The organism is Bradyrhizobium sp. UFLA06-24 (assembly GCF_054967145.1).
This window is the reverse complement of record NZ_JADFUE010000068.1, coordinates 1-24,047: the sequence shown is the minus strand read 5'-3', so window position 1 is coordinate 24,047 and position 24,047 is coordinate 1. Positions and strand designations below refer to the sequence as shown.

Genomic DNA, 24,047 nt, shown 5'->3' with positions numbered 1-24,047 from the left:
TCTATCGCTTTTGGCTGCATCGAAATTGGGCTGGCGAGAACGGCCGGCGACCCGCCGTAGGACCTCTTTAACGTGTCCGCAATGTCGGTCGCCTGGCCAACATTACCCAACATTACCCAAATCTCCCTACGTTGATCTAGGCAATCTCGAGCCGCATGTCGTGAATGAAGCGCCGACAGGCGGGCCGCCCTAGAAGCCCACCATCGCCTGCAACTCCCATTGCCGGGATGACCTTCCAGGAGCGCTCTTGTGACAGCAGCCCTTCGCATTCCAACGAGTAGCTCACGCCTTCGCGCGGTCGGCGTGAAGAAGCTGTGCTCGCAAGCCCAAGGAATGTGACGCAGCAGCATGGATACGCTACTTATCGCGACCTTCGAGATTTTGAGCTTCGGTGCCATTGTTGTGCTGGTCGTGCTCGGTCTCGGGATCATTGCCAGCATGATGGGCATCTTCAACTTCGCCCAAGGCGAGTTCGTCCTGCTCGGCGCTTACGTCACTTATCTCATGCACAGCGTCGGTTTGCCGGTCCCGCTCGGCATGCTTGCCGCGCCCGTCGCGGTCGGCACGCTTGGTTTCGTCCTGGAAAAACTCGTGGTGCGCCGATTCTATGCCGCTCCAATCGTCGCCATGCTTGGCACCTATGCGCTGGGGCTGATCATTCGCGAAGCCGTGCGCGGCCTGACCGGGGGACTGTATCTCTCGGTGCCGGAGCCAATCAGTGGCTCTATCACGATCGGCAGTCTGCATTTCGCCGCCTGGCGCGGCGTCATCGTCATCATCACTTTGCTGGTCATGGCCGCGAGCCATGCTCTGCTCGCCTACACCTCGTTCGGCCTGCGAGTCCGCGCCTCGCTGGAGAACCCACAGCTGGCGCGTGCCTCGGGCATCTCCACGGGCATGATCTACAGCGTCACCTTTGCATTTGGTGCGGCACTCGCGGGTCTCGCCGGCGCGCTGATCGTGCCGGTCTTTTCATTGTTCGCCGATCTCGGCATCCGCTTTCTTATCCAGGGTTTCGTTGCTGTGATGGTCGGTGGGGTCGGGTCCTTCGCCGGCCCAGTCGCTGGCGCCGGCGTCATCGGCACGTTCAGTGCCTGGCTGCCTTGGCTGATGTCACCGGTTATCGCCGACGTTCTGGTGTTCGTGCTTGCCATCATTTTCATCAAGTTCCGGCCGCAAGGCCTTGTTTCGGGAAGAGGGGTCAACCGATGATCAACGCCAGCCGTCAACTGAGCCGCCGCCGCTTTCTCGGCAATTTCGCCTTCGCCTCCGCCGCCATCGCGGCGGGTCCGGGCAGCTGGATAATTCGCCCGGATTGGGCAAATGCTGCGGAAGGCCCGATCAGGCTTGGCATTGCGACCGATCTTACCGGGTCACTTGGCTTTGCCGGCAACACTGACGCCAATGTCGCTCGCATGCTGGTCAAGGAGATCAACGACTCCGGCGGCCTGTTGGGACGCCCGATCGAACTCCTGATTGAGGATACTGCCTCCGACGAATCCGTCGCCGTGGGAAATGTGCGAAAGCTGATCCAGCGAGACAAGGTCGACTTGGTGATTGGCGGTATCTCGAGCTCGATGCGCAATGCGATCAAGGACGTCATTATCTCTCGCGGCAAGACGCTCTATATCTATCCGGAAGGTTACGAAGGTAAAGAGTGCACGCCCTATCTGTTCTGCACGGGACCGGTACCGGCACAGAATTGTGACCAGTTCATTCCCTGGTTGATCAAAAATGGTGGTAAGCGTTTTGCCCTGCCTGGCTCCAATTATGTTTGGCCGCAAACAATCAACGCCTATGCACGCAAGGTGATCGAGAGCAGCGGTGGCGAAGTCGTCTTTGAAGAATACTACCCGCTCGACCAGATTGACTTTTCCTCCACAGTTAGCCGGATCATATCCAACAAAGTCGACGTGGTTTTCAACGCCATTGTCCCGCCCGGCGTCAGCCCGTTCTTTAAACAGCTCTATCAAGCCGGCTTCTCCAAAAACGGCGGGCGGCTGGGGTGCGTCTATTACGACGAAAATTTCCTGGAAATGAACCAGGCCCAAGAGATTGAAGGGCTCGCGAGCAGCCTCGACTACTACAAGATGCTTGCGGCGGAGGATCCGGTAAGCGCCAGGATTCAATCGGCCTACGACAAACAATTTCCAGCCAAGTTCCGGTTCTCGGCAGGCAGCGCCGCGACCGGCACCTATCGAGGATTAAAGCTGTGGGAGGCTGCAGTGAAGGAGGCCGGCACAATTGACCGCGACGCGGTAGCCGCCGCCCTCGACCACGCGAAGATTGCGGAAGGGCCGGGCGGGCCTGCCGAAATGGCGCCCGGCAAGCGCCACTGCAGGATGAACATGTACATTGGAGTGGCGAAGGGCGGCCAGTACGAGATTGTCGCGCGTAGCGCCGGCCTGGTCGATCCGAAGGAGTGCTGATGTCATCGACCGGCACTGGCACACAGCCCCCGCCACACGTGATTGAAGCTGCTCGTTCGCCCGTCATGGCATCTGCCATCGCAGGGCGAACGAAGGTGCTTCCAATTCTCGAACTGGCATTGCTGATTGCCGCTTCGATCGCACCGCTCGTCCTGCGGGATTACATCACTGTCTATGCAACGCGAGTGCTCATCCTGTGCCTCTTCGCGTTGTCGTTCGACCTGGTGTGGGGCTATGCCGGGATCTTGAGCTTGGGTCAGTCGTTGTTCTTCGGCACGGCCGGCTACGGTGTGGCGCTGCTTTCACGCGATTTCGGGGTCGCATCGATTTTTGCCGTTCTTCCGGCCGGAACCTTGATCGGTTTTGTAGCGGCATTGTTGCTGGCAGGTTTCCTGCTGCTTGGCCGTCACCCCTCCAGTGTGGTCTTCGTTTCGCTTGGTACTATGACCGGAGCTTATGCAGCCGATCGGCTCGCTCGGGGTTCTCATTATCTTGGCGGCCAGAACGGTATCCCTTCGATCCCGCCGATGACAATCGGCTCGCACGAATTGAGCGAGGGACCAGGATTTTACTATCTGGTTCTCGCCATTCTGGTTCTGATCTACCTTCTGTCGCGCTTTTTGCTGCGGTCGCAGTTCGGTCTGGCACTGGCGGGATTGCGAGAGAATGAACAGCGCATCGCCTTCTTCGGCTACAATGTGCAGCATTTGAAGGCCATCATATTCGCAATCAGCGGCGCGATCGCAGGTGCTTCCGGCAGCCTCTATGCGTTTCACGAGGGCTTCGTCTGGACGAACATGCTGGGCGTGGTCATGTCTACCCAGGTCGTGCTCTACGTCTTGTTCGGCGGCTCCGGGACATTGATCGGTGCGGTCATCGGCACCGCGATTGTTGAGGGCCTCAGCTTCTGGCTCTCCGACAATTATCGCGATATCTGGCCGATCATTCTCGGCGTTTTGCTGTTGCTCGTCATTCTGTTCCGCCCCCTCGGCTTGATCAGCCTCGTGCTGGGCGAGCGGGAACGTGTAGGTCATTTCGGCCCGAGCCTGAAGGAGAAGCGCAATGCCGCTCCTTGAAGCCGCCGGCATCTCCAAGGTCTTTGGCAAACTCACCGCGCTGGACGGAGCGGCGCTCAGCGTCGGCGAGAGAGAGTTTCATGGCCTGATCGGGCCGAACGGCTCGGGCAAGAGCACGCTGATGAAGTGTCTTGCAGGTGCGCTAGTGCCGACGCGAGGCAAGGTGACATTCATCAATACTGACGTCACCTCGTTGACGCCGCCAGAGCGTGCGCGAGCGGGCATGAGCCTGAAATTCCAGATCACCGCCGTGCTACCGACCCTCACGCTATACGACAACATCCTGCTCGCGCTGCAGGCCCGGTCCTCACTGCTGGATCTGGCGTTCTCGCGCAGTCGGGGACGACTGCACGAGGAGGTCATGACGTTGCTCCTCCAGTTCCGGCTCGCCGATCGCGCGTTTGATGCTGCGGCGACCCTTTCTCACGGTCAGCAGCAATGGCTGGAGATCGCGATGGCGCTCGCATGCCGGCCGCGCCTTCTGCTCTTGGACGAGCCGACCGGTGGCATGAGCCTTGAGGAGCGCCGCGTCACGGGCGAGTTGCTGCAGCCGATCAAGCAGCATTGCTCGCTTGTCATCGTGGAGCACGACCTGGATTTCATCCGAGACATCTGCGACCGGCTAACCGTGCTCGATCAGGGCAAGGTTCTGGCGTCGGGGACGGTTGCCGAGATCCAGGCCAACAGAAGCGTCCAGGAGATCTATTTGCGCCGTGCCTGAATTCCTCAATCTCAAGCATCTCGACGCCGGCTACGGACGCAGCCAGGTGCTGTTCGGTGTCAATATGACCGTCCCACCGCGGGGCGGTGTGGCCGTCCTCGGCCGTAACGGCGCCGGAAAGAGCACGCTCATGAAGGCGATCGTGGGCGAACTGCCGGCATGGAGGGGCGGCGTGCAATTCAACGGCCAAGATATCGATCGCCGCCGAACCGAAGAGCGGGTGCGGGCCGGCATTGGATATGTGCCGCAAGAGCATTCAGTGTTCGGGCGCCTGTCGGTGCGCGACAATCTCGCCGTCGGATCGCTTTTGCACCGCGATAGATCGGCAGTGGACCGGGTCATGATGATGTTTCCAAAACTCGGCCAGCGTCTGGATCAGCCGGCCGGAACGTTGTCCGGTGGCGAGCGCAAGATGCTCGCAATCGCCCGCGCGATGCTCGGAAACCCCAAACTCCTCCTGCTGGATGAGCCGACCGAGGGTGTCTGGATCGGCGTCATCGAGGAGATCACCGAGCGCTTGATCGAACTAGCCAGAGAGATCGCGATCATCATCGTCGAGCAACATCTCGATCTCGCAATGCGCGTCGCGGAGCAGGCCTATGTGGTCGATCGCGGCCGTGTCGCGCTGTCGGGCCCGTCGCAACAGCTGCGCGACGACCCGCGGCTCTTGACGTATCTGGCGCCGTAGAGGCGTCCCGGCTGCCATCCCACGCCCGAAAGATGGCGCGTTGAAGTTCCTTGCGATGACTGAACAGAGAGGGACGATGTCCAAAACCATGAGCGATTTTGTGAATGCGTGCCAGGTCGTCGATGTCCATGAACATCACATGTCCGAGGTCGCACATAGCCGGGACGTGAATCTTTTGAAACTGTTCCAGCAGAGCTATGCGGCTTGGACAAGCCACGTCCTGCCATCCGAGCCCAAGGCGACTGGCGATATGTTATCTACCGCTACCGAGCCAACCACCTGGGAGGCCCTTGCTCCGTTCCTGGAGAGGAGCGGCTCAAATGCATTCGTTCGTAACCTCGCCGGCGGTGTCGCCGAGCTTTACGGCGTCGCCGAAACCGGAATCACGCGCGACAACTGGGAGGCAGTAGACGCTTTGGTGCGCTTGCGCCACAGGGAGGCGACATGGCCAAGTGAAGTCATTGGGCGCGCCGCCATCGGAAGGATCGTAACGGACCCTTTTCTCGATCCGTTGATGGATCCGCGGCCGGTCCTAGGGCAGAGTTACGATGCGGTCCTGCGGATCAATGCATTCGCCCTCGGCTGGCACCCGGAATCTCGCGATCACAATGGAAATTGCGGCCATACGTTGCTGCGGCGCCTCGGCATGGAGGTGAAAACCTTCGACGATTATTGCGACGCAATCCGGGAGCTCGTAGCCGGCTGCGCCCGGCGCAATCACGTTGCGCTCAAAAACGCGCTCGCCTATGACCGCGATCTAAGCTTTGACGAACCGAACGAGGACCTCGCTCGGCAGGCCTGGGGACAAAGGTCTCCATCCCCTGCGGCGCGCAAGGCTTTCTGTGACTTTGTCGTCGATTTGTTTTGTCAGCTCGCAGGCGAAGCCGGCCTGCCAGTCCAAACTCATCTTGGAACGGCAATCATAAGCGGCTCCCACCCGCTACGCATGACCGGGTTGATTGAGCGTCATCCTCGGACCCGTTTTCTGCTGATGCATTTGGCCTATCCCTGGAGCCGGGACTTGTTGGGAATGGCTTTTGTGTACCGCAATGTTTGGCTCGATTTGTGCTGGTCCTTCCTGTTGAGCCCGTCCCATTTCAAGCTGGCCCTGCACGAGGCTATTGAAGTCTTGCCGGATGAATCGCGAATGATGATCGGAGGAGATTGTCTTCACGTTGAGGAGACATTTGCCGCGATACAGGGCGCACGCCGGCTCATCGGCGAGGTTCTGAAAGAAAAAGTTGCGAGCGGCTACTTTCGCCCCCGAGACGCAGAGCGCTTGGCGGTCAGGATCCTTGGCGAGAACGCGAGGGAGCTTTTCAGACTGTCCTGATTGCTGCACTTCGTTCGCGATTTTAAAAAGTTGATCCGAAGAGCCGACTTGAAACCGAAAAATGACGGATAGCGTTCCGGTTACCGCGCCCCCCAGGAAAGAGCAGGGCGCGTGGATTAAGGCCATGAGCCAAGGGGAGGTCAGTTCCATGTTGAATGATCACCGGCAACTCAGCCGCCGCCGCTTTCTCGGCAATTTCGCCTTTGTGTCTGCGGCCATTGCGGCCGGCCCGGGCAGCTGGGTGATCCGTCCTGACTGGGCCAACGCCGCTGAAGGCCCGATCAGGATTGGCATTGCCACCGACCTTACGGGGGCACTCGGCTTTGCCGGGAATACCGACGCCAATGTCGCGCGCATGGTCGCGAGCGAGATCAACGAGAACGGTGGTCTCTTGGGGCGCCCGATCGACCTCCTGATCGAAGACACCGCGTCCAACGAGTCCGTCGCTGTTGGCAATGTCCGCAAGCTGATTCAACGAGACAAGGTCGACCTGGTACTCGGCGGCATTGCGAGCTCGATGCGCAACGCCATCAAGGACATCATCATCTCTCGTGGCAAGACGCTCTACATCTATCCACAGGCCTACGAAGGCAGGGAGTGCACGCCCTATCTGTTTTGCACCGGGCCGGTACCGGCGCAGAATTGCGACCGGTTCATTCCGTGGTTGATCAAGAACGGTGGCAGACGCTTCGCGCTGCCTGGATCAAACTACGTCTGGCCGCAAACAATCAATGCCTATGCGCGCAAGGTGATCGAGAGCAGCGGCGGGGAGGTGGTGTTCGAGGAGTACTACCCGCTTGACCAAATCGATTTTTCATCGACCGTGAGCCGCATCACGTCCAACAAGGTAGACGTGGTCTTCAACAGTGTTATCCCCCCGGGCGTCGGCTCGTTCTTCAAACAGCTTTATGAAGCGGGCTTTTCTAGGAATGGGGGACAGCTGGGCTGCGTCTACTATGACGAGAACACGCTCGAAATGAACCAGGCTCACGAGATCGAAGGCCTCGCCAGCAGCCTCGACTATTACAAGGCGCTCGCGGCGGAAGATCCGGTGAGCGCCAAAATTCAGTCGGCCTACGAAAAGCAGTTTCCGGGCAAGTTCCGGTTCTCAGCAGGAAGCGCCGCGACCGGCACGTATCGAGGACTGAAGCTGTGGGAAGCCGCAGTGAGGGAAGCCGGTACAATTGACCGCGAGGCTGTCGCTGCCGCGCTTGACCACGCCAAGATTGCGGAAGGGCCTGGCGGGCCGGCGGAGATGGTGCCGGGCAAGCGCCACTGCAGGATGAACATGTACATTGGCGTGGCAAAGGCCGGCCAATACGAGATCGTCGCCCGTAGCGCCGGCCCGGTCGAGCCGAAGGAGTGTTGAATGTCGCATGTTGCGCGGGCGAGCTTCGCCGGCGCCGCGTGCGAGCCAATCGCGGGGGGCTACTTCCCGCGATAATTCGGCGGCCTCTTGTCAAAGAAGGCGTTCATTCCCTCCTTCTGGTCAGCTGTGCTGAAAGCGTGACGTATCGCTTGCCGCTCGAACTCGAGCCCGGCGTCCAACGTGGTCTGAAAGGCGGCGAGAACGGCAGCTTTGGCAAGTTCAGCCGAGCGGGGAGGCTTTTGCGCTATCAGATCGGCTATTTCGAGCGCTCGCCTCTGCGCCCTGCCGCTTTCGACAACTTCCGCCACAAGGCCGGCCTGCATCGCACTCCGCGCCGTGATGGATTGGCCGCTCAGGATCATCAGCATGGCCAGTGATTTGCCAGCCACGCGTGTCAGCCTCTGCGTTGCGCCGTCGCCGGGCAATATTCCGATGTTGATCTCAGGCTGCCCAAATACCGCCCCTTCACCTGCTATCACGATATCCGCGAGCAGCGCCAATTCGTGGCCGCCGCCGAAGCAAATGCCCTCGACCGCGGCAATGAGAGGCTTGGGGAAATTGGCGACATCCCCCCAGGCAGAACGTCGGGCGGAATTGTCGATTGCCTCAAAGCCGCGCTCCCGCATCTCCTTGATGTCGGCTCCGGCAGAGAAGAACGCATCGCTGCCACAAAGCACGACACAGCGGACATCCTCATCGATTGCGGCACGGCGCAAGATGGCGCCAAGCTCCACGATCAACTGGTTGCTCAAGGCGTTTCGTTTTGATGTCCTATTCAGCGTCAATAGGCGCACGTGGGGCGCGACAGATGTCGAGAGGATGAGATCGGGCGTCTCGGACATGGAGCGGTTCTCCTGAAGGAATATGAGAACCACGCCTTAGACTGAAATCGATTTCTTCGCAACGAGGCATCCAAAAGCCTCTTCTTGGAAGAACCAGCCTCAGCGGCGCTGAGCCACCTTGCTCAACGCGGAGCCGACGGAGACCATGAGGCGGGCTTCACCCGTAAAAAACGGCTTGACTCCGCAGTTCCGAATTCTTACTAATCTTGAAATCGATTTCAGAACTCGATGTCGAAATGCCCGGTACTGCGGGAAACCAGAAGGATGCGGCCGGCGAGAGTGGGTCACATCTGAAGGATCTCATTGACGATGCGACGGGTCTTGTGACGCCGCGCTGTCCAACAAGAACATCAGCTTCTTCAGAAGCGCGCTTAGAGCAACAGGAGGAAGGCTGGCCATGGGAATGGCACGGAATCTCGCGCGCGCTTTATGCGAGTCGCCGCGCAAGTCGGAAGCAACGATGAAGGCGTCCTGCGCCATTAGGATCGTGCAATGGCCGCTCGTGAGGCGAGGCCCGCAATTACGTGAAGCCAGGCGGGCTTTCCGCCGGCATCCCGGGCAGCTGTTGCGCTTGCGCTTCCGCGGTCCGGCCTGCTCAAGGCCGCCGCTCTCGTAGACCCCCGCTCGCGGCGGGCGCAGTTGAGCCGACGAGCGGCTGCTCGTTCTCGCGCGACCCGCAAAATCATTAAGTCATCAATAGAGCCCGAGGACCCATGAACATCATTGCTCAGCCCAGCGCTGTACCCGTCCAGCTTGACAAGCAAACTGCCAACAAGCGAATGACCGCCGGCCTTGGAGGAGGGGTGGCGCTAGAGTGGTACGACTGGAATGTCTACGGCGTAATGGCGGCGTTTCTCTCGCCGCACTTCTTCCCTTCCGATGATCCCACCACCTCGCTGCTGGCGGGACTTGCCGTGTACGGCGCGGGCTTTTGCGCTCGACCGCTGGGCGCTGTTTTGCTGGGGCCGGTCGCAGATCGCATCAGCCACAAGCGCGTCATGCTGATCTCTGTCACGGCCATGGCGGTTTGCTCGCTTTTGATATCCTTGTTGCCCACCTACAAGGACCTCGGCGTCACGGCGGCCATAGCGCTGCTGATCATGCGGCTGATTCAGGGGTTTGCCACAGGCGCTGAAGCTGGTGTCGCCAACGCCATTGCAATTGAACTGGCGCCACCTGGTAAGGAGGGACGCTATCTCGGTCTGATTGGCGGCACATTCATCCAATTGGGAAGCCTTGGATCCAGCCTAGTTGCCTTCCTGGTGAGCGCCTCGGTCGCACCTGAAGCCATGCGCGAGTGGGCTTGGCGTATACCCTTTGCGGTCGGCGGCGTGCTGGGCCTTTTGATCATCTATCTGCGCACGACGGTGCCGGAAACCTTGATCAATCGAGCCATGCATCGGCAAGACGAGTCTTCGCGCATTCAGGAATCGACTGGCGGTGTGTGGAAAACGCTATGGAGCGTCCGCCTTTCGCTGCTCGCCGTCATCCTGGTGATCGGGTCGGTGCAGATCGCCAACTATGCCTGGAACACCGGTCTTCCCAACATGGCCAATACGGTCTTCAAGGAGGACAGCACGTATGTGTACGGGATCATGACCCTGATGGTCCTGATCTGGATGTCAACGGCGCCGTTTGTCGGCGCTTTCGCGGACAAGGTGCGACCCTCGCGCGCGTTCGCGCTGCTGCGCCTGTTGCTCATCCCATGCTTCTTCCTGACACTGCTCTATTCGGAAAAAGGCATCGTCACGTTCTTCTTTGTTACGGTGTTCGGCGGCGCGATCGTGGGCTTCAACATGGCCCTCTATAACTTCATCGCTACCACGCTGATGCCGCGCGCCGTGCGGACCACCGGAGTGGCTCTCGGCTATGCGCTCGGCGTCTCCTTGTTTGGCGGGACGTCACCCTATCTGCTGGTTTGGTTGCAACGCGAGCACATCGCCTGGATGTTTCCCGTCTACGGATCGTTGATCGCGCTCCTGAGCGTGCTGGTCTACCAGATCGCAAAGAAGCGCGGCTGCCTCTACATAGGTGAATGAACACGCTCTGCCCCTGCGCTTCGCCGTGCCCGCGACGGACGCAAGGCGTCCACGTTAGCTGCAAAACATAAGGGCTCGCGCGTATCTCTTCATGCTCGGCATGAGCATGGGGTCGGCGCAAGCGTCCTTGCGCGAGCAGTCATTCACAACAAACAAAGAATGCTTGCGAGGCACTGAGTTGCTGAAACTGGAGTCCGAAGCATGAAAACACCTTCATCGCCGCACTTCACGCCTGTGGACTTGAAGCGATATTTCAACGCCGAGCGCGCAAATGCCGGTGAAGGGTTCGCCGCCCGCCCGGGTGACACCGGCTGGATCGATTCACTTCGCGGGCTCCAGACCCATCGCGGCATGCCCTTTCTCTTCGGCAGCGAAATAGGGCCGGATGTGCTGGAGCTGCGCCCCGGCGCCCCTCCTGCCGTAATCGCGTTGCCGCCGACGATGGCGAGCTATGTGCTGTTCGTGCAAGTGGCGGCAGACCGCCCCAGTGCAAGCCCCGAGGGTTTCGGAGAGATCGGCCCGGCTACGCTGCCTGTAGAAGGCAATCCACTCGGCGACCGGGTGGCGACATACGGGCTCCGCTATGCCGACGGCAGCGAGACCGACGTGCCGGTGCTGCGCCGCTTCGCGATCCAGCAGAACCACATCTCCTGGAGTGCGAGTGCGTTCGCCGCCTTGCCGCTACGCGCGCCCATCGTACATGCAAGCACCGGCGAGGACTTTGTACTCGGCAGAGCGCCGGGGGCGAACTTCTTCCAGGGCGAGGCTCGCACCCAATCGGGACGCATGGATCGACAAGGTGAGAACGTGTGGCTTTACGCGCTCCCCAATCCTTATCCGGACAAGGAGCTTTCGGCGTTGAGCTTGCGCGCGGAACAGGAAATCTCGCTTGTGTTTGCGGTGACCACGACAGCGCTCACCCAGCACCCGCTGCGCCTCCAGGGCCGTCGCAAGCTGAAGGTGAGGCTGCCGCCGGGGTTCCATCTGAACAAGCTTGGCGAGCTCGATGTCGACGATCGGGGCCAGCAGATCGGCATGGACCTCGGCACGGTCATCTCGGCACGCGCAGTGCTCGAGTACTCCAGAGCGGATTGGCTGGGCGCCAAAGTTGATGTGCAGCCCGTGCGCTGCGGGAGCGATGTCATCGTTGAGTACTCGGCGCATCCGGACGCAAGACTCTATCTGCGCTCCGACGATGGCCGCTTGCACATGTTCGAGCTTCGATCGTTGGAAGGTGGCGGTAACGCAAGCGCCTCGCTCAATGTGGCGACAGTCGAACCGGCCACAAGGCCGGTCAAGATCCGCATCATGGAAAAGGACAGTGGCGTGCGCGTTGCCGCGCGGTTGCATGTCCATGGTGCGCATGGGGAGTATCTGCCACCCAAGGGACATCACCGCAAGGTCAATACCGGCAGGTTCGAGGACTTCTCGGGCGAATTTGCCAATGGGCTGAACCAGTACGTCTACGTGGACGGCAGTTGCGAGGCGGACCTGCCGCTCGGGCCCGTGTTCGTAGAGATCTGCAGGGGTTTTGAGGTGCGCCCGTTGCGCACCATCGTCGACATCACTGCAAGCACGGACACTCTCACCTTTGAGCTCGATCGTGTGCTGCGCTGGCGCGAACAGGGATGGGTTAGCTCTGATACGCACGTCCATTTCCTAAGCCCGCAGACAGCGCTGCTTGAGGGCAAGGCGGAGGGTGTCAACGTGGTCAACTTGCTCGCCGCACAGTGGGGCGAGCTATTCACCAACGTCGCCGATTTCGACGGACGCACGACGTTCGGGGCAAAGGATTTCGGCGGCGACGGAGAATTCCTGGTTCGGGTCGGCACGGAGAACCGGATGCAGGTTCTGGGGCACATATCGCTGCTCGGCTATGAAGGTGAGATGATCAATCCGCTCTCTTGCGGCGGGTCCAACGAAGCTGCAATCGGCCATGTTCTGGAAGCGACCATGGCCGACTGGGCGGAGCGCTGCCGTCAGCAAGGGGGGCTGGTGGTAATGCCCCATGCGCCGAACCCGCAGGCGGAGCGTGCGGCCGACATTGTGCTCGGCCTTGTCGACGCCATCGAAATGATGTCGTTCAACCCGCGGACCGCGCAGCTCAGCGCATTTGGTCTCGCCGATTGGTATCGCTACCTCAACATCGGCTACCATCTGCCGCTGGTGGCGGGCTCCGACAAGATGGACGCGGCCGCGCTCCTCGGGGGCTCACGGACCTATGTGCGATTGGGCGAACGCGACTTCACGTATCGCAACTGGATGGATGCCGTACGCAGCGGGGACACGTTCATCACTGTCGGGCCTCTGGTTGAGATGACCGTTGAAGGACGTCGCCCTGGAGGCACGGTGTCCCTTCCCCGTTCAGGCGGCACCCTCACGATCGACTGGCGGATCGAATCGGTCAGCGTCCCGCCGGCGCGGGTGGAGCTCATATGTAACGGCACGGTCCTCGAGGAGGTTCGATGCGGAGGCTTGTCGTGCAAGGGGCAGCTCTCCCTGCCCATCAACGAGTCATGTTGGATCGCGCTGCGCGTTCGGGGCAGTGTCGCCGGACGCGAGGCCGACATTGCGGCGCACACCAGTGCGGTATATGTCAAAGTAGGCGGAATGCCCATCTTTGCCACCGCGGATGCAGTGTCGGTCCTTGCTCAAATCGAGGGATCGATCGCCTATATGGACACGCTCGCTCCCAAGTCCGACGAAGCGCGACACTCGCGGCTGCGAGCTGCCCTGGAACTTGCGCATCATCGCCTGCATCATAGATTGCACGAACTGGGCGCCAGCCACCACCATGCGCCCGTTCACTCCGTTCACGTTGAACGCGAGCATTGAGAAGTCTCTTGTGCCATTGACGATCGCGCAGGCGGCGCATCGCATGCTCAGCCACCTCTACTTACGGGCGAATAATGATAAGGGGCGAGCAGCTTGCGTCATCGGGTCCTGGGATGCGGACGCCAGCCTCCGGTTCTGAAATAGTTATCAGGACCGTGGCCCGGTCAATGATCTCGACTGCGCCCGCGACGGGCGGGACGGACGCTGGACCGCGGCGGGGCGCTCGATGAGCGCATGACCAGCCGGTACGGCAACACGACACTTCTCGGGACAGGACTTCCGGCAATGGCATTGATGAGATAATCGGCGGCTCCCCGGCCGATTTCTGCTGCCGGAACGCTGACTGTTGTGAGCGGCGGGTCCATTTGCGCCGCCAGCTCCACATCGTCAAATCCTGTGATGGAAAGCGTAGCCGGTACGGCCAGCCCCATCTTGCGAGCCTCTGCCATTGCACCGATGGCAAGCGTGTCGGTGGTGCAGATGACTGCTGTCGTGTCCGGATGATCGGTGAGGAGCTGACGAAGGGCGCTACGGCCCTGGGCAAGCGAATAATCGGCCTTGACGACCTGGCTCGGCTTGAGCGGGAGACCGGCGTCCGACAGCGCGCGCTGAATTCCCTCGAGCCTGGCGCGGGATCTGTCGTTGGACGCGGCGACAACGTTGGCAATCGCGCCAAAACGGACGTGTCCAAGCCTTAGCAGATACTCCGTCATCTCGCGGGTGGCGCTTTCGTTGTCGATTCCGATCGCGGGGATGCCGCCGCCGGCCTTGGCAACATAGGTGGTGATGACGGGTACGCCTGCCTGTTCGATCAGGCTCCTCAGCTCCCGTCCGTGGGAAGCTCCGACCAGCACGATTCCATCGATGCCGCGTTCAATGAGACTTTGCAGTTCCTGAAATTCACGCCGCTGGTCATATTGCGAATTCGCAATGAACAGCGTGTAGCCGCTTTCGCTGAGGCGGTTCTGGAGGGCTTCCACGCCTTCTGCAAAGATACCGAGCGCCAGTGTCGGAACGATGACGCCGACGGTCCGCATGCGTCCCGATTTCAATGCTCTGGCTGCGCTATCGCGCGTGTAGGCGAGGTCATTGATATGCCGCATGACCCTGTCGCGAAGCTCCGGCCGTACGATATCGGGGTGATTGAGAACCCGCGACACCGTCGCCGGCGACACATTCGCCTTCCGGGCAACGTCCTCGATCTTCACGCGCGGCTGCTGCCGGCCTTTGGGCGCGATTACAGGTTTCTTGTCCATTTGCGTTGGTCAACCAGGAGAAGGAGAGGGTCTCCCCTCAAAAGGGTTAAACCATCACGAGCGCTACCTTCTCAAGCCCTGTATGCGGGCCATCGGCGCTATTTTCTGCCCCTCTCATGCACAGATGGAGCGGGATGAAGCGAATCTCATTCGAAAGTTGGTAGATTCGCTTGACTCCGCTTCTCGCACAGCCTAAGTCTGAAATCGATTTCAGAAATCGAGAGCCAGCACCTCGATTTCAGGTAAAACCGAAAGCAAGGATGTATGGTCGATCTTTTGAAGGGCATTCGAGTCCTCAGCCTCAATCACTTTCTGATGGGTCCGGTCGGCGTGCAGTTTCTCGCCGACCTCGGTGCGGACGTGATCGCCGTGGAACCGCCCGGGGGGGCCTTTCAGAGGAAATGGGGCGGGGCGGACAAGCGGGTTGACGGCCAATCAATGTTGCTTCTGACGGGAAACCGCAACAAGCGCAGCCTCACGCTCGATCTGAAAAAACCCGAAGCCGTGGTCATCGCCAGGCAACTGATCGCCAAATCGGATGTGATCGCAGAGAACTTCCGCCCGGGTGTGCTCGACAAGCTTGGTCTCGGCTACGAGGATGCAAAGAAGATCAATCCGCAGATCATCTATGCCGCTGCCTCCGGCTACGGTCCTGACGGGCCCTATGTCGATCGCCCAGGCCAGGATCTCTTGATCCAGGCGCTATCAGGACTTGCGATGATCACCGGAAGTCGCGAGCAGGGGCCGCGGGCTGTCGGCGTTTCCGCCATCGATCATCACGGCGCCGCCTTGTTTGCGGCGGGGATCCTGGCTGCCTTGGTGCGGAAGGCGCGGACGGGGCAGGGCTGCCGCGTCGATGTTAGCCTGCTGTCGGCTGCGCTCGACCTGCAGATGGAATCTTTTACCTGCTACCTGAACGGCCAAAGGCCTGACGACGTCCGTCAGCCGGGCCCGGTGGCCGGCTGGTACTACGGTGCGCCTTACGGCATCTATGCGACACGCGATGGGCACATTGCGATCTCTTTGGGATCGCTGGAGGCGCTCTCAGGCGCGCTTGGCCTTCCGGCCGACCAGCGAATTCCTGACGAGGAGGCGTATCGCCGGCGGGACGAGGCCTCAGCCATGATTGCTGCCAACATCGCCAAACGCTCAACCATGGAATGCATCGTCCTGTTCGAGGCGCGTGGAATTTGGCACGCTGCGGTGAACGATTATGCCGACGTCGTTGCGGATCCGCAGATCGCGCATAACAAAAATTTTCAGGTCGTGACCGGCGCGACCGGAGCTCCCATCACCCTTGTCAGCCATCCCGTGCGCTACGACGGCGAGCAGCCGGACGTGCGTTTGCCGCCGCAAAAGCTCGGTGCGCAAACGGAAGAGATTCTGAAAGAGCTGGGCTATGACGCTAGGAAATTGAAGCATCTTTATGAAACCGGCGCCATCGGCGCTGCGGACTCGCATCACTAACGAACAACGAGGATTGTCGAAAGCAGCACGCTTACGTCGGAGGGTCATCGTGATTGGCATAAACTTGCACGCGGCTTTCCCTGCGGTGCTGCTGACGAGGCTTGCTACTCCGCAGAGATGCAGCCAAGCACGATTGGAAGTCTCGTGAACACCAACCGTTCGCGCCAGTCCAGGATCTGTTGGTAAAGAGCTTTAAGTTGCCGCCAGGGCAAAGCCGCGCGGCGAGTATTATGTTGGACCAGAAGCCATGTCGGAAAGCCAATATCTGCCCGCGCGCGAGCGTATGCTGAAGCGCATTGCCGAGACTCGGGACACCGCACGCTCGGGCTTGCCACACTGGGCGAGTGCCGCCGACGGAAAATGGACGTTTACCCCCGATGGTGATTGGACCGGCGGGGCATTTGTCGGTGAGCTTTGGCTCGCGCACCTCGCTGATCGCAGCCAGTTCCCAATCGAAGACGCGCGTGCTGCGCTAAGCCGAATGTTGCCGCGTGCCGAGCGGCTTACGGCCTTCAAGGGCTTCGGCTTCTATCATGCCGGCGCCCTCGGCAGCATCCTGTTCAAGGAAGAAAACGCCCGCGCGGTGGCTCTGACAGCAGCAAGATCGCTTCGTGATATGTTCGATCCACACCTCGGACTGATACCGTTGGGCAGGGATGCCGAGGAGGCGAGCGCAGTGGGAGCTTCCGAGAGCAGCATCGACTCGCTCCAGGCGACAGGCCTGCTCTATTGGGCCGCGGACGAGCTTTCCGATGCCCGGATGGAGGAGGTCGCCAATGCACATATGCGGCGCGTCCTGGAGATCCATGTGCGGCAGGACAATTCAGTTATCCAGTCTTCCACCCTTGATCACACCGGTAAGGTGCTCAGAACGCACACGCACAAGGGATATAGCGATATCAGCACCTGGGGCCGGGCGCAGGGATGGGCGATGCTCTACACCGCTCACGCCGCCATGGTCCGCCCCGACGAACCGCTATGGCGCGACTACGCCGTCCGCCTTCTTGACTGGTGGATCGACCATGTCCCCGCGGATCTCATTGCCTTCTGGGATTTCGACGATCCGGCGATCCCCAACACCAGCAGGGATACTGCGGCCACTGCTATCGCTGCCGCCGCGGCGCTGCGCCTCGCATCCGCACTTGGTCCTGAGGGGGGCGCCAAATATAGATTATTTGCGGAGCGCACAGTTACTCAACTGAGCTCGAAATACCTGACACCGACTGCTCCCGATGACCCGCGCCCGCCTGGAATGCTCACCGGCGGCTGCTTCACCCGAAAGGCGATCGTGCGCGATATCGATGCGGCCCAGAACGTCGAGCTGATTTTCGGAAGCTACTTCCTGTTTGAATGCCTTGCCATCCTGACGGATCTGGTGCCGCCTGGCTGGATCTAGAGGCGCGAAAGGCTTCCAACGCGAACAAAGCCTCCAACCAATCTTGTTTGTGACGCCACGCCAGTCAATCTGTCCAAACAGTCCGACGGCATCGGCTCCACTCCTTGGATATTCGCGATGGGCTGATCGAGTTAGACAGCAACTGACTGCCTCCTGTCTGGAATCCTCTACATGAGAAATGCGAAACCCCCCATCTATCGCGGCTTGTTCCCGGTCGCTCCGACGCCGTTTACGGAATCTGGAGATCTCGATCTCGAAGGGCAGCGGCGCGTGCTCGATTGCATGATCGACCAAGGCGTGGACGGGATCTGCATTCTGGCCAACTATTCCGAGCAGTTCCTGCTGTCTGATCAGGAACGTGACCTTCTGGTCGATCTCTGCCTCTCGCATGTCGCGGGCCGCAAGCCCGTCATGGTGACCTGCAGCCATTTCAGCACGCAGATTGCGGTGCAACGCGCCCGCTATGCGGCCGAACGTGGCGCAAGCCTCCTCATGCTGATGCCGCCTTATCATGGTCCAAGCCTCAAGGCGGATGAAGGCGCCATGATCGGGCATTTCGGCCGGGTCGCGGACGCCGCCGGGATTCCAATTATGGTCCAGGACGCGCCGCTCTCCGGCGTTACATTGACGGTCCCGTTTCTCGTCCGGCTCGCTTGCGAGGTGCCGCTCGCCAGATATTTCAAGATCGAGGTGCCGTTTGCGGCTGCCAAGCTCCGCAGTCTGATCGAGCTCGGCGGTGAGGTCATCATTGGTCCTTTTGACGGGGAGGAAGCCATCACCATGATGGCGGACCTCGATGCCGGTGCGAGCGGAACAATGTCGAGCGCGCTGTTGCCCGATTTGCTCCGCCCCGTGCTCGATCATCACAAAGGGGGCAGCAGGCAGGAAGCCGCTCTTGCATATGCAAGGGTGCTGCCGCTCATCAATTTCGAAAACCGCCAGTGCGGCCTGCGCGCCACCAAGAGCGTAATGGCTGAAGGCGGCGTGATCAAATGCGAAGCCGTGCGGCATCCGCTCGAGCAGATCCATCCGGCGACGAGAGCTGGATTGATCGAGCTTGCGCGTGAGCTCAACCCGCTGTCTCTTCGCTGGGGACATTGAGATGCGGGCATGATGCGCCGAGAACAAGCCACGCAGGCAGAACCTGTGTACCCCAAGATCAGGATGTTCATTGCCGGCGAGTGGACGGAAGGGGGTTCGGATCGCTCGGAAAAAATCCTCAATCCCGCAACCGGCCAGCCGATTGGCGAAACTCCTTATGCGTCTCGTGGCGATCTCGATCGTGCGATCATGGCCGCTCAGGAGGGATTTGAGATTTGGCGAAAGGTTTCGGCCTTTGACCGATACAGGACGATGCGCAAGGCCGCCGATCTCATACGCTCGCGCGCAGCCGGCATCGCATTGATCATGACGCTCGAACAGGGTAAGCCGCTCACCGAGTCGAGTGCTGAATCGCTCCTTGCTGCCGATATCATCGACTGGCTCTCCGAAGAAGGGCGGCGCGCCTATGGACGGATCGTCCCGGCGCGCTTTGGCAATGTTGTCCAGCTCGTGACCAAGGAGCCGGTCGGGCCGGTTGCCGCATTTACGCCCTGGAATTTTCCGATCAACCAGGCCGTGCGGAAGATCTCCGCCAGCCTTGCAGCCGGCTGCTCCATCATCGTCAAGGGACCTGAAGAGACGCCAGCGAGCTGCATGGCGCTGGTGCGCAGTTTCGCGGATGCTGGCTTGCCTGCGGGCGTGATCAATCTCGTCTTCGGGGTGCCATCCGAAGTTTCAGATTATCTCATACGCCATCCTATCATCCGGAAAGTCTCCTTCACCGGTTCGACCGTGGTCGGAAAGCATCTCGCAGCCCTTGCCGGCGCCCATATGAAGCGCACCACCATGGAGCTCGGCGGGCACGCGCCTGCCATCGTTTTCCCGGATGCCGACGTCGAGAAAGCCGCAAGAATCTTGTCGGCGAACAAGTTCCGCAATGCGGGCCAAGTCTGCGTCTCGCCGACGCGGTTTCTGGTGCATGACAGTATCTATGAAGATTTCGTCAAGAGGTTCGTTGCCGAGGCCAGCGCGATCAAGGTTGGCAATGGCCTTGAAAGAGATAGCCGGATGGGGCCGCTCGCCAATTCGCGCCGGGTCGATGCAATGGAGACCCTCGTCGCGGACGCTCTCGATTGCGGCGCCCAGTTGCGCATCGGCGGCAAGCGTATCGGCAATACGGGGTACTTCTTCGAGCCGACGGTCCTGACCGATGTTCCACCTCAAGCGCGCATCATGAATGAAGAGCCGTTCGGCCCTGTCGCGCCGATTGCGCGGTTTAAAACCTATGACGAGGTTGTGGCGGAGGCCAATCGACTGCCTTACGGGCTCGCCGCCTACGCCTACACGCGATCCGCCGCAACGATGGCCGCGATCGGGGCCGATCTCCAATGCGGGATGGTATCGATCAATCATCATGGCCTTGGGCTTCCCGAAGTGCCCTTCGGAGGAACGAAGGAGTCAGGCTTCGGTTCGGAAGGTGGCCTCGAGGCAATCGAGGGCTATCTCGACACCAAATTCGTGAGCCAGGCGAGCTAGAACCGGAATACCAGATACCAAACCGGAGCAGAACGACTTCGTTAGTGCCGCCGGATCGCTTCAAGCGCTCCGCCCTTCTCCGCTGGCAGACCGGTACGTCTGCCTCTCCCCAGACTTGAGCCGCTGTCGGAGAAATCCGGCAGCGGTCCTTTTCTTTGCTGGACCGACACCTTCTTGTTCTTTCAGGCGAGAGCAGAAATGAGATACGTTGTCCGCAGATCAGCGCGGACGGATAACAGCTGCGTGTGCCAAAGCCCTCAAGTATCCGCGCCAATGATGAGGCCGCGAGCACCACGAATATTGGTGCGGTCCAGCATGACCATCGCCTGGAATTTCTCGGCGATGACCATCTCACGCGCAGAAGCGCGCAGATGCGAGCAGGAAGATCGTGGAGAACCGACAGGTCCATGTCCAGTAGACCCGATTCGACCGCATCACCAAAGGCGAAATCGATAATGATTCGGGCCTTGGCAGTATCGACCAACGCGTCGGTGATGCGCAGGCCGCCATACTCAGTTTCCTCGCGAATGCGATTGACCTTGACGCTGTTTGGATCGAACTCCACCCCATCGTATAAGAAACGCCGCTGACTTCTTTGAAGATGCGGACCATCTCGTCCTAGTCATCGCTCTCGATGCCCAGGAAGTCGAGGGGCACCAGGGACTCGTGGAAAAATGGCCCGCTTGGAACCACACCAAGCGTCTACGATCGGGCCAAATGTGGGAGGGTCAGTTCACCTTTGCCTGCGACAACTGAGAGGTTGAGTTCCTGCGCGGCAGCATCCAGGACCGGCACGGAAACGGCACTCTCGCGCGCTAGGCGCACAGCACACTCGATGTCCTTTGCAGCATTTGCAATCGAGATTGCCAGTGCATCTGGTTTCTCTCCCAACAAAAAGGCGGCGAAGGCTTGGAATATTCCACTGTTCGTAGAGCCCCGACTGACCAAAGAGCGCAGTGTCACAAGATCTATCTGAAGACTATCCGCGAATTGGCAGACCTCAGCGGCGACCGCAGCGATGCCCATAGTCATGCTGTTGTAAACAAGCTTGAGCTTGTGGCCGTGTCCGACATCTCCAACATGCATAACGGTCTCGCAAAACGCAGCAAGAATGCGTTCAGCAACGGGAAAGAGTGTTGCATCCGATCCAACCATCGCATTGAGAAGGCCGAGCTCTGCTTGCTCGGGGCTTCGTGTTACTGGAGCATCAATGAAGCTAAGACCTCGTCTTTCCGCCGTTTTGGCCAATGCAATGGTCGATGCGGGATACGAGGTCGTACAATCAATTATCAAACCTCCTCGGCACATGTTAACAAACAGTCCATCGTGATCGAGGCACACCGTCTCAACTTCGCGGCTGGACGGTAATGACAACACCACCACACTTACATGCTGCGCCAACTCAGCGATCGACGCATGCTCGCGGGCCCCTGCACCCATCAGGCGATCAGCACCGAACCGGTTCTTGTTGACTTTGATGTGGAGTTCGTTTTGCTGACGCAGCAGGCTGATCCCTATACCTGTTCCCATGCGCCCCGCTCCGATAAGCCCTATGCTCTGCTTGATCGTTTTGGGAGCCGCGTTCGCTGACGATCCCTTGCTCATGATTTAGTATTCCGAAAGAAGCCATGGCTTTGTAGGATCGGCAACAGCTCGTGATGGTTGTTGATGGTGTAATCTGGACGCGCAGCTTGCAGGCGCGAGGTCGAAACAAATCCTCCGGTAATGGATATGCTTGTCAGCCCGAGACTGCGTGCAATATCAGTCTCGACGGGCATATCGCCGACGATGAAGGTTGACGACGGCTTCAGGTTGTGCCTGTTCATATAAAGGCGAAGCCGCTCTCCTTTGCTTATCGATTTGTATTGCGTGGCGCGGCTTTCAAAGGCGAGCACGTCGGTGACGTAGTCATCCACTCCAAGTCTCCTCAGCTGAAACTGTAGAGGCGCGACTATGTGGTTGCTGAGGATGATGAGTAGAGCAGATTCTCGGCGGGCTAACGCGAGCACTCTGCGCGCCCCCTCACGTAAATCGGCTTTATCCGCAAGAGGCTCGTACGTGTCGTGAAACAGTGCGCCTTCGTCACGCTCCACCGCCTCAACCTCCTCCTGCGACATTCCGAGGCTACGATAGAGACGATCGAGGGGAACATCACAATGCTCTCGAAAGGTGTTTATATCGATGCTCGGACGACCAAAGCGGTCCAAAATTACATTGGTCGTTTCGAGCAGCGCGTATGTGTCATCGAGCAGTGTTCCGTTCCAGTCAAATACGAGAGCGGGCATCATGATGCTGACCTCAGACGGGGATTGACAGGAAGAGCGGCCAGCAAAGCTTTCAAGTTTCTGTCCGCGCGCTGACGTCCAGCGGGGGTCGGCATCTCCAACGTGAAGGGCGACAAATCGATGCCCTCTAGCCTGTTGGCCAATATGGGTACAAGGGCACGGAAGGGCAGATAAGTGATGGTGGCTGCTTGGATTGCCGTCGCAATGTTGCTTTCAATAATTTTGAGGGCTGGCGGATCCATCCTGTGGAAGCGAAGACTCTGGGCGCGTAGTTCGGGCGGCAGTCGCTTCAACGCCTGCCAGAATGCGAGCTCATCTAGCGTATCAATACCCATGCCGTAGTAGTGTGGAGCAACTATAGGCGGCGAACCAATTGCCCAATGTACGGCTTCGGCTCCAGCGGCAAGGAGCATCGTTGTGACGGCTTGGCTGGTATCACCTCGAATGAGGGCCTCATCGACAACTATGATGGTCCGTTTAGCGACGGCAGATTCCGACACGAGATACTTCTGAGCAATGCGAGATTGTCGGGCCTTGGGTCTGCCCAGGAGCGTTCGCTCAAGAAATTGCGTTGCCACTACGTCACTACGCTCGGCGAGCACGCCCTGTTCGGCGAGAGAGTCAAACAGACCATCGGCGTACGGCCCCCCAGTCTTTGGCATGGAGGACACGATTGGCGGCATCAAGAGTGGGTCTGCTTGGACTCGCTCCGCAACGATTCTCCCCAAGGCCAGCCCGATGTTGTGACGGGTCTGGCGATGTGAATGGCCCTCAACCGATGTGTTCGGACTTCCCAAATAGAGAGTTTCGTAGGCGCAGAGTTTGGCCTTACATCCTCGGCTGTTCAGGATATGGTCAACGCTGCGGCCGGACTTGGCGTCCACGCGCCGTATGCTCCCAGGCAAGAGCTGCTGGGTCTCACCTTTCAAGCCAGCGAAGGCACAATTTTCGGAAGCAAAGAGCAACAATCCATTGCTTGCCCGCATAGTCTCCAACGGTCGCATACCGCTTCGATTGCGATATGCAACAAGATCACCGTTCATATCTAGCAAAAGCGCGGAAATGGCACCATCGATACGATCATCAAGCTCGCGAAAGATAGCTTCGTAGTCTGCGGGCAAGCCGTGACGCCAATATTCTCGTTCGCAAGATCGTTCGATCCACCTCAGCAAGAGCTCGGCGTCTGTGTTGGTATCTATCAGTGGTCCCTGAGCGAGCAATTCGCTCCTGAGTTCATGAGCGTTCACCAAGGCGCCGTCCAGAGAAATTGCAAAATAGCGGCTGGGAATTGACTGCACATCGCCGTCATCCCCACCTCCGCTGCGGATCTGCGCGATTGCAACATGAGGCCGAAAGCGCGGGTCCTGTTCGATTCCGTCGATGCGCACTGAATTATCGTTCGATTGAATCGCCCTTGCATATCGGATCCCACGCTCTTGCATGAAAGCATAGACCGCGACACCTGCTTGCCCACGGAGTGCAAGCGTCGGAATCATTTTCTTCAGCTGATCAACAACACGCGACCATGGTTCGCTTGAAGCGCAGAGAAACGCACCGGCGACACCGGACATATAGTCACCCACTTCTTAAGAAGCCGATCTGGCGGGGCGCCTCGCATGGCTATATGAAGGCGGAAGTTCGCTTCATCCTTAAGCAAGCGTCGTACCACTCCTTTGAAAATACTGGCTGGCACTTCTAGAGCGAGGAAAATTGGAACACGAGCCACTCTAGCCA

Annotated in this window: 18 protein-coding genes; 13 read left to right on the top strand and 5 right to left on the bottom strand. The window is 59.6% G+C overall.

Features of this window, described 5'->3' with window-relative positions; all coding sequences use genetic code 11:
• Positions 1 to 348: 348 nt before the first annotated feature.
• The 7 genes from IF809_RS32495 (at position 349) to IF809_RS32465 (ending at position 7,616) form a co-directional block, all read left to right on the top strand.
• A complete protein-coding gene (locus IF809_RS32495; protein WP_035711497.1) occupies positions 349 to 1,212 on the top strand; it encodes a branched-chain amino acid ABC transporter permease in 864 nt (287 codons plus the stop codon).
• Complete coding sequence (locus IF809_RS32490; RefSeq protein WP_035711494.1) at positions 1,209 to 2,429, top strand: substrate-binding protein; 1,221 nt, start codon at positions 1,209 to 1,211, stop codon at positions 2,427 to 2,429. Before IF809_RS32495 ends, IF809_RS32490 begins: the two co-directional genes overlap by 4 nt.
• Positions 2,430 to 2,494: 65 nt before the next feature.
• The gene (locus tag IF809_RS32485) at positions 2,495 to 3,505 is read left to right on the top strand and encodes a branched-chain amino acid ABC transporter permease (protein ID WP_018645258.1); all 1,011 of its coding nucleotides are present in this window, start codon (positions 2,495 to 2,497) and stop codon (positions 3,503 to 3,505) included.
• Entirely contained in the window at positions 3,492 to 4,226 is a 735-nt protein-coding gene (locus IF809_RS32480; protein WP_018645257.1) for an ABC transporter ATP-binding protein, read from the top strand. Before IF809_RS32485 ends, IF809_RS32480 begins: the two co-directional genes overlap by 14 nt.
• Positions 4,219 to 4,914, top strand: a complete 696-nt coding sequence (locus tag IF809_RS32475) for an ABC transporter ATP-binding protein (protein ID WP_018645256.1) — start codon at positions 4,219 to 4,221, stop codon at positions 4,912 to 4,914. Before IF809_RS32480 ends, IF809_RS32475 begins: the two co-directional genes overlap by 8 nt.
• A gap of 76 nt (positions 4,915 to 4,990) precedes the next feature.
• Positions 4,991 to 6,247: an amidohydrolase family protein gene (locus IF809_RS32470; protein WP_157158159.1), complete on the top strand. Its 1,257-nt coding sequence runs from the start codon at positions 4,991 to 4,993 to the stop codon at positions 6,245 to 6,247.
• Between the two features lie 148 nt (positions 6,248 to 6,395).
• Entirely contained in the window at positions 6,396 to 7,616 is a 1,221-nt protein-coding gene (locus IF809_RS32465; RefSeq protein ID WP_018645254.1) for a substrate-binding protein, read from the top strand.
• A gap of 59 nt (positions 7,617 to 7,675) precedes the next feature.
• On the opposite strand, the gene IF809_RS32460 is transcribed toward IF809_RS32465, so the two are convergent.
• Positions 7,676 to 8,458: an enoyl-CoA hydratase-related protein gene (locus IF809_RS32460; protein WP_028144089.1), complete on the bottom strand. Its 783-nt coding sequence runs from the start codon at positions 8,456 to 8,458 to the stop codon at positions 7,676 to 7,678.
• Positions 8,459 to 9,171: 713 nt separating this feature from the next.
• Between IF809_RS32460 and IF809_RS32455 the strand changes: the two genes are divergently transcribed.
• Positions 9,172 to 10,497 (top strand): MFS transporter, encoded by a 1,326-nt coding sequence (locus tag IF809_RS32455; RefSeq protein WP_063615341.1) that lies wholly within the window; start codon positions 9,172 to 9,174, stop codon positions 10,495 to 10,497.
• Between the two features lie 201 nt (positions 10,498 to 10,698).
• Positions 10,699 to 13,332 carry a CehA/McbA family metallohydrolase gene (locus IF809_RS32450; RefSeq protein WP_244433081.1) on the top strand — a complete coding sequence of 878 codons (2,634 nt, stop codon included), beginning with the start codon at positions 10,699 to 10,701 and terminating at the stop codon, positions 13,330 to 13,332.
• Positions 13,333 to 13,496: 164 nt separating this feature from the next.
• Here the strand turns inward: IF809_RS32450 and IF809_RS32445 are convergent, their stop codons facing one another.
• The gene (locus tag IF809_RS32445; protein ID WP_018645249.1) at positions 13,497 to 14,588 is read right to left on the bottom strand and encodes a LacI family DNA-binding transcriptional regulator; all 1,092 of its coding nucleotides are present in this window, start codon (positions 14,586 to 14,588) and stop codon (positions 13,497 to 13,499) included.
• A 264-nt stretch (positions 14,589 to 14,852) separates the two neighbouring features.
• On the opposite strand from IF809_RS32445, the gene IF809_RS32440 reads away from it, so the two are divergent.
• The 4 genes from IF809_RS32440 (at position 14,853) to IF809_RS32425 (ending at position 20,028) form a co-directional block, all read left to right on the top strand.
• Positions 14,853 to 16,055: a CaiB/BaiF CoA transferase family protein gene (locus IF809_RS32440; protein WP_028144091.1), complete on the top strand. Its 1,203-nt coding sequence runs from the start codon at positions 14,853 to 14,855 to the stop codon at positions 16,053 to 16,055.
• Between the two features lie 247 nt (positions 16,056 to 16,302).
• Positions 16,303 to 17,451, top strand: a complete 1,149-nt coding sequence (locus tag IF809_RS32435; protein WP_018645247.1) for a hypothetical protein — start codon at positions 16,303 to 16,305, stop codon at positions 17,449 to 17,451.
• 171 nt (positions 17,452 to 17,622) lie between these two features.
• Positions 17,623 to 18,552, top strand: coding sequence for a dihydrodipicolinate synthase family protein (locus IF809_RS32430; RefSeq protein WP_018645246.1), 930 nt, complete (start codon positions 17,623 to 17,625; stop codon positions 18,550 to 18,552).
• A gap of 12 nt (positions 18,553 to 18,564) precedes the next feature.
• Complete coding sequence (locus tag IF809_RS32425; RefSeq protein WP_035711516.1) at positions 18,565 to 20,028, top strand: NAD-dependent succinate-semialdehyde dehydrogenase; 1,464 nt, start codon at positions 18,565 to 18,567, stop codon at positions 20,026 to 20,028.
• A 702-nt stretch (positions 20,029 to 20,730) separates the two neighbouring features.
• Here the strand turns inward: IF809_RS32425 and IF809_RS32420 are convergent.
• Genes IF809_RS32420 through IF809_RS32410 form a run of 3 tightly spaced genes read right to left on the bottom strand, consistent with a single transcriptional unit; the run spans position 20,731 to position 23,884 of the window.
• Positions 20,731 to 21,633, bottom strand: coding sequence for an NAD(P)-dependent oxidoreductase (locus IF809_RS32420; RefSeq protein WP_041956566.1), 903 nt, complete (start codon positions 21,631 to 21,633; stop codon positions 20,731 to 20,733).
• Positions 21,630 to 22,316, bottom strand: a complete 687-nt coding sequence (locus tag IF809_RS32415; protein ID WP_028144093.1) for an HAD family hydrolase — start codon at positions 22,314 to 22,316, stop codon at positions 21,630 to 21,632. Before IF809_RS32415 ends, IF809_RS32420 begins: the two co-directional genes overlap by 4 nt.
• Complete coding sequence (locus tag IF809_RS32410; protein ID WP_244433080.1) at positions 22,313 to 23,884, bottom strand: amidophosphoribosyltransferase; 1,572 nt, start codon at positions 23,882 to 23,884, stop codon at positions 22,313 to 22,315. The genes IF809_RS32415 and IF809_RS32410 overlap by 4 nt, the downstream gene beginning before the upstream one ends.
• Positions 23,885 to 24,047 lie beyond the last annotated feature (163 nt).

Bases quoted from the DNA above. Each gene is read 5' to 3' on its own strand.
- IF809_RS32495 (WP_035711497.1), top strand. From the start codon at position 349: ATGGATACGCTACTTATCGCGACCTTCGAGATTTTGAGCTTCGGTGCC.
- IF809_RS32490 (WP_035711494.1), top strand. From the start codon at position 1,209: ATGATCAACGCCAGCCGTCAACTGAGCCGCCGCCGCTTTCTCGGCAAT.
- IF809_RS32485 (WP_018645258.1), top strand. From the start codon at position 2,495: ATGGCATCTGCCATCGCAGGGCGAACGAAGGTGCTTCCAATTCTCGAA.
- IF809_RS32480 (WP_018645257.1), top strand. From the start codon at position 3,492: ATGCCGCTCCTTGAAGCCGCCGGCATCTCCAAGGTCTTTGGCAAACTC.
- IF809_RS32470 (WP_157158159.1), top strand. From the start codon at position 4,991: ATGTCCAAAACCATGAGCGATTTTGTGAATGCGTGCCAGGTCGTCGAT.
- IF809_RS32465 (WP_018645254.1), top strand. From the start codon at position 6,396: ATGTTGAATGATCACCGGCAACTCAGCCGCCGCCGCTTTCTCGGCAAT.
- IF809_RS32460 (WP_028144089.1), bottom strand. From the start codon at position 8,458: ATGTCCGAGACGCCCGATCTCATCCTCTCGACATCTGTCGCGCCCCAC.
- IF809_RS32455 (WP_063615341.1), top strand. From the start codon at position 9,172: ATGAACATCATTGCTCAGCCCAGCGCTGTACCCGTCCAGCTTGACAAG.
- IF809_RS32450 (WP_244433081.1), top strand. From the start codon at position 10,699: ATGAAAACACCTTCATCGCCGCACTTCACGCCTGTGGACTTGAAGCGA.
- IF809_RS32445 (WP_018645249.1), bottom strand. From the start codon at position 14,588: ATGGACAAGAAACCTGTAATCGCGCCCAAAGGCCGGCAGCAGCCGCGC.
- IF809_RS32440 (WP_028144091.1), top strand. From the start codon at position 14,853: ATGGTCGATCTTTTGAAGGGCATTCGAGTCCTCAGCCTCAATCACTTT.
- IF809_RS32435 (WP_018645247.1), top strand. From the start codon at position 16,303: ATGTCGGAAAGCCAATATCTGCCCGCGCGCGAGCGTATGCTGAAGCGC.
- IF809_RS32430 (WP_018645246.1), top strand. From the start codon at position 17,623: ATGAGAAATGCGAAACCCCCCATCTATCGCGGCTTGTTCCCGGTCGCT.
- IF809_RS32425 (WP_035711516.1), top strand. From the start codon at position 18,565: ATGCGCCGAGAACAAGCCACGCAGGCAGAACCTGTGTACCCCAAGATC.
- IF809_RS32420 (WP_041956566.1), bottom strand. From the start codon at position 21,633: ATGAGCAAGGGATCGTCAGCGAACGCGGCTCCCAAAACGATCAAGCAG.
- IF809_RS32415 (WP_028144093.1), bottom strand. From the start codon at position 22,316: ATGATGCCCGCTCTCGTATTTGACTGGAACGGAACACTGCTCGATGAC.
- IF809_RS32410 (WP_244433080.1), bottom strand. From the start codon at position 23,884: ATGTCCGGTGTCGCCGGTGCGTTTCTCTGCGCTTCAAGCGAACCATGG.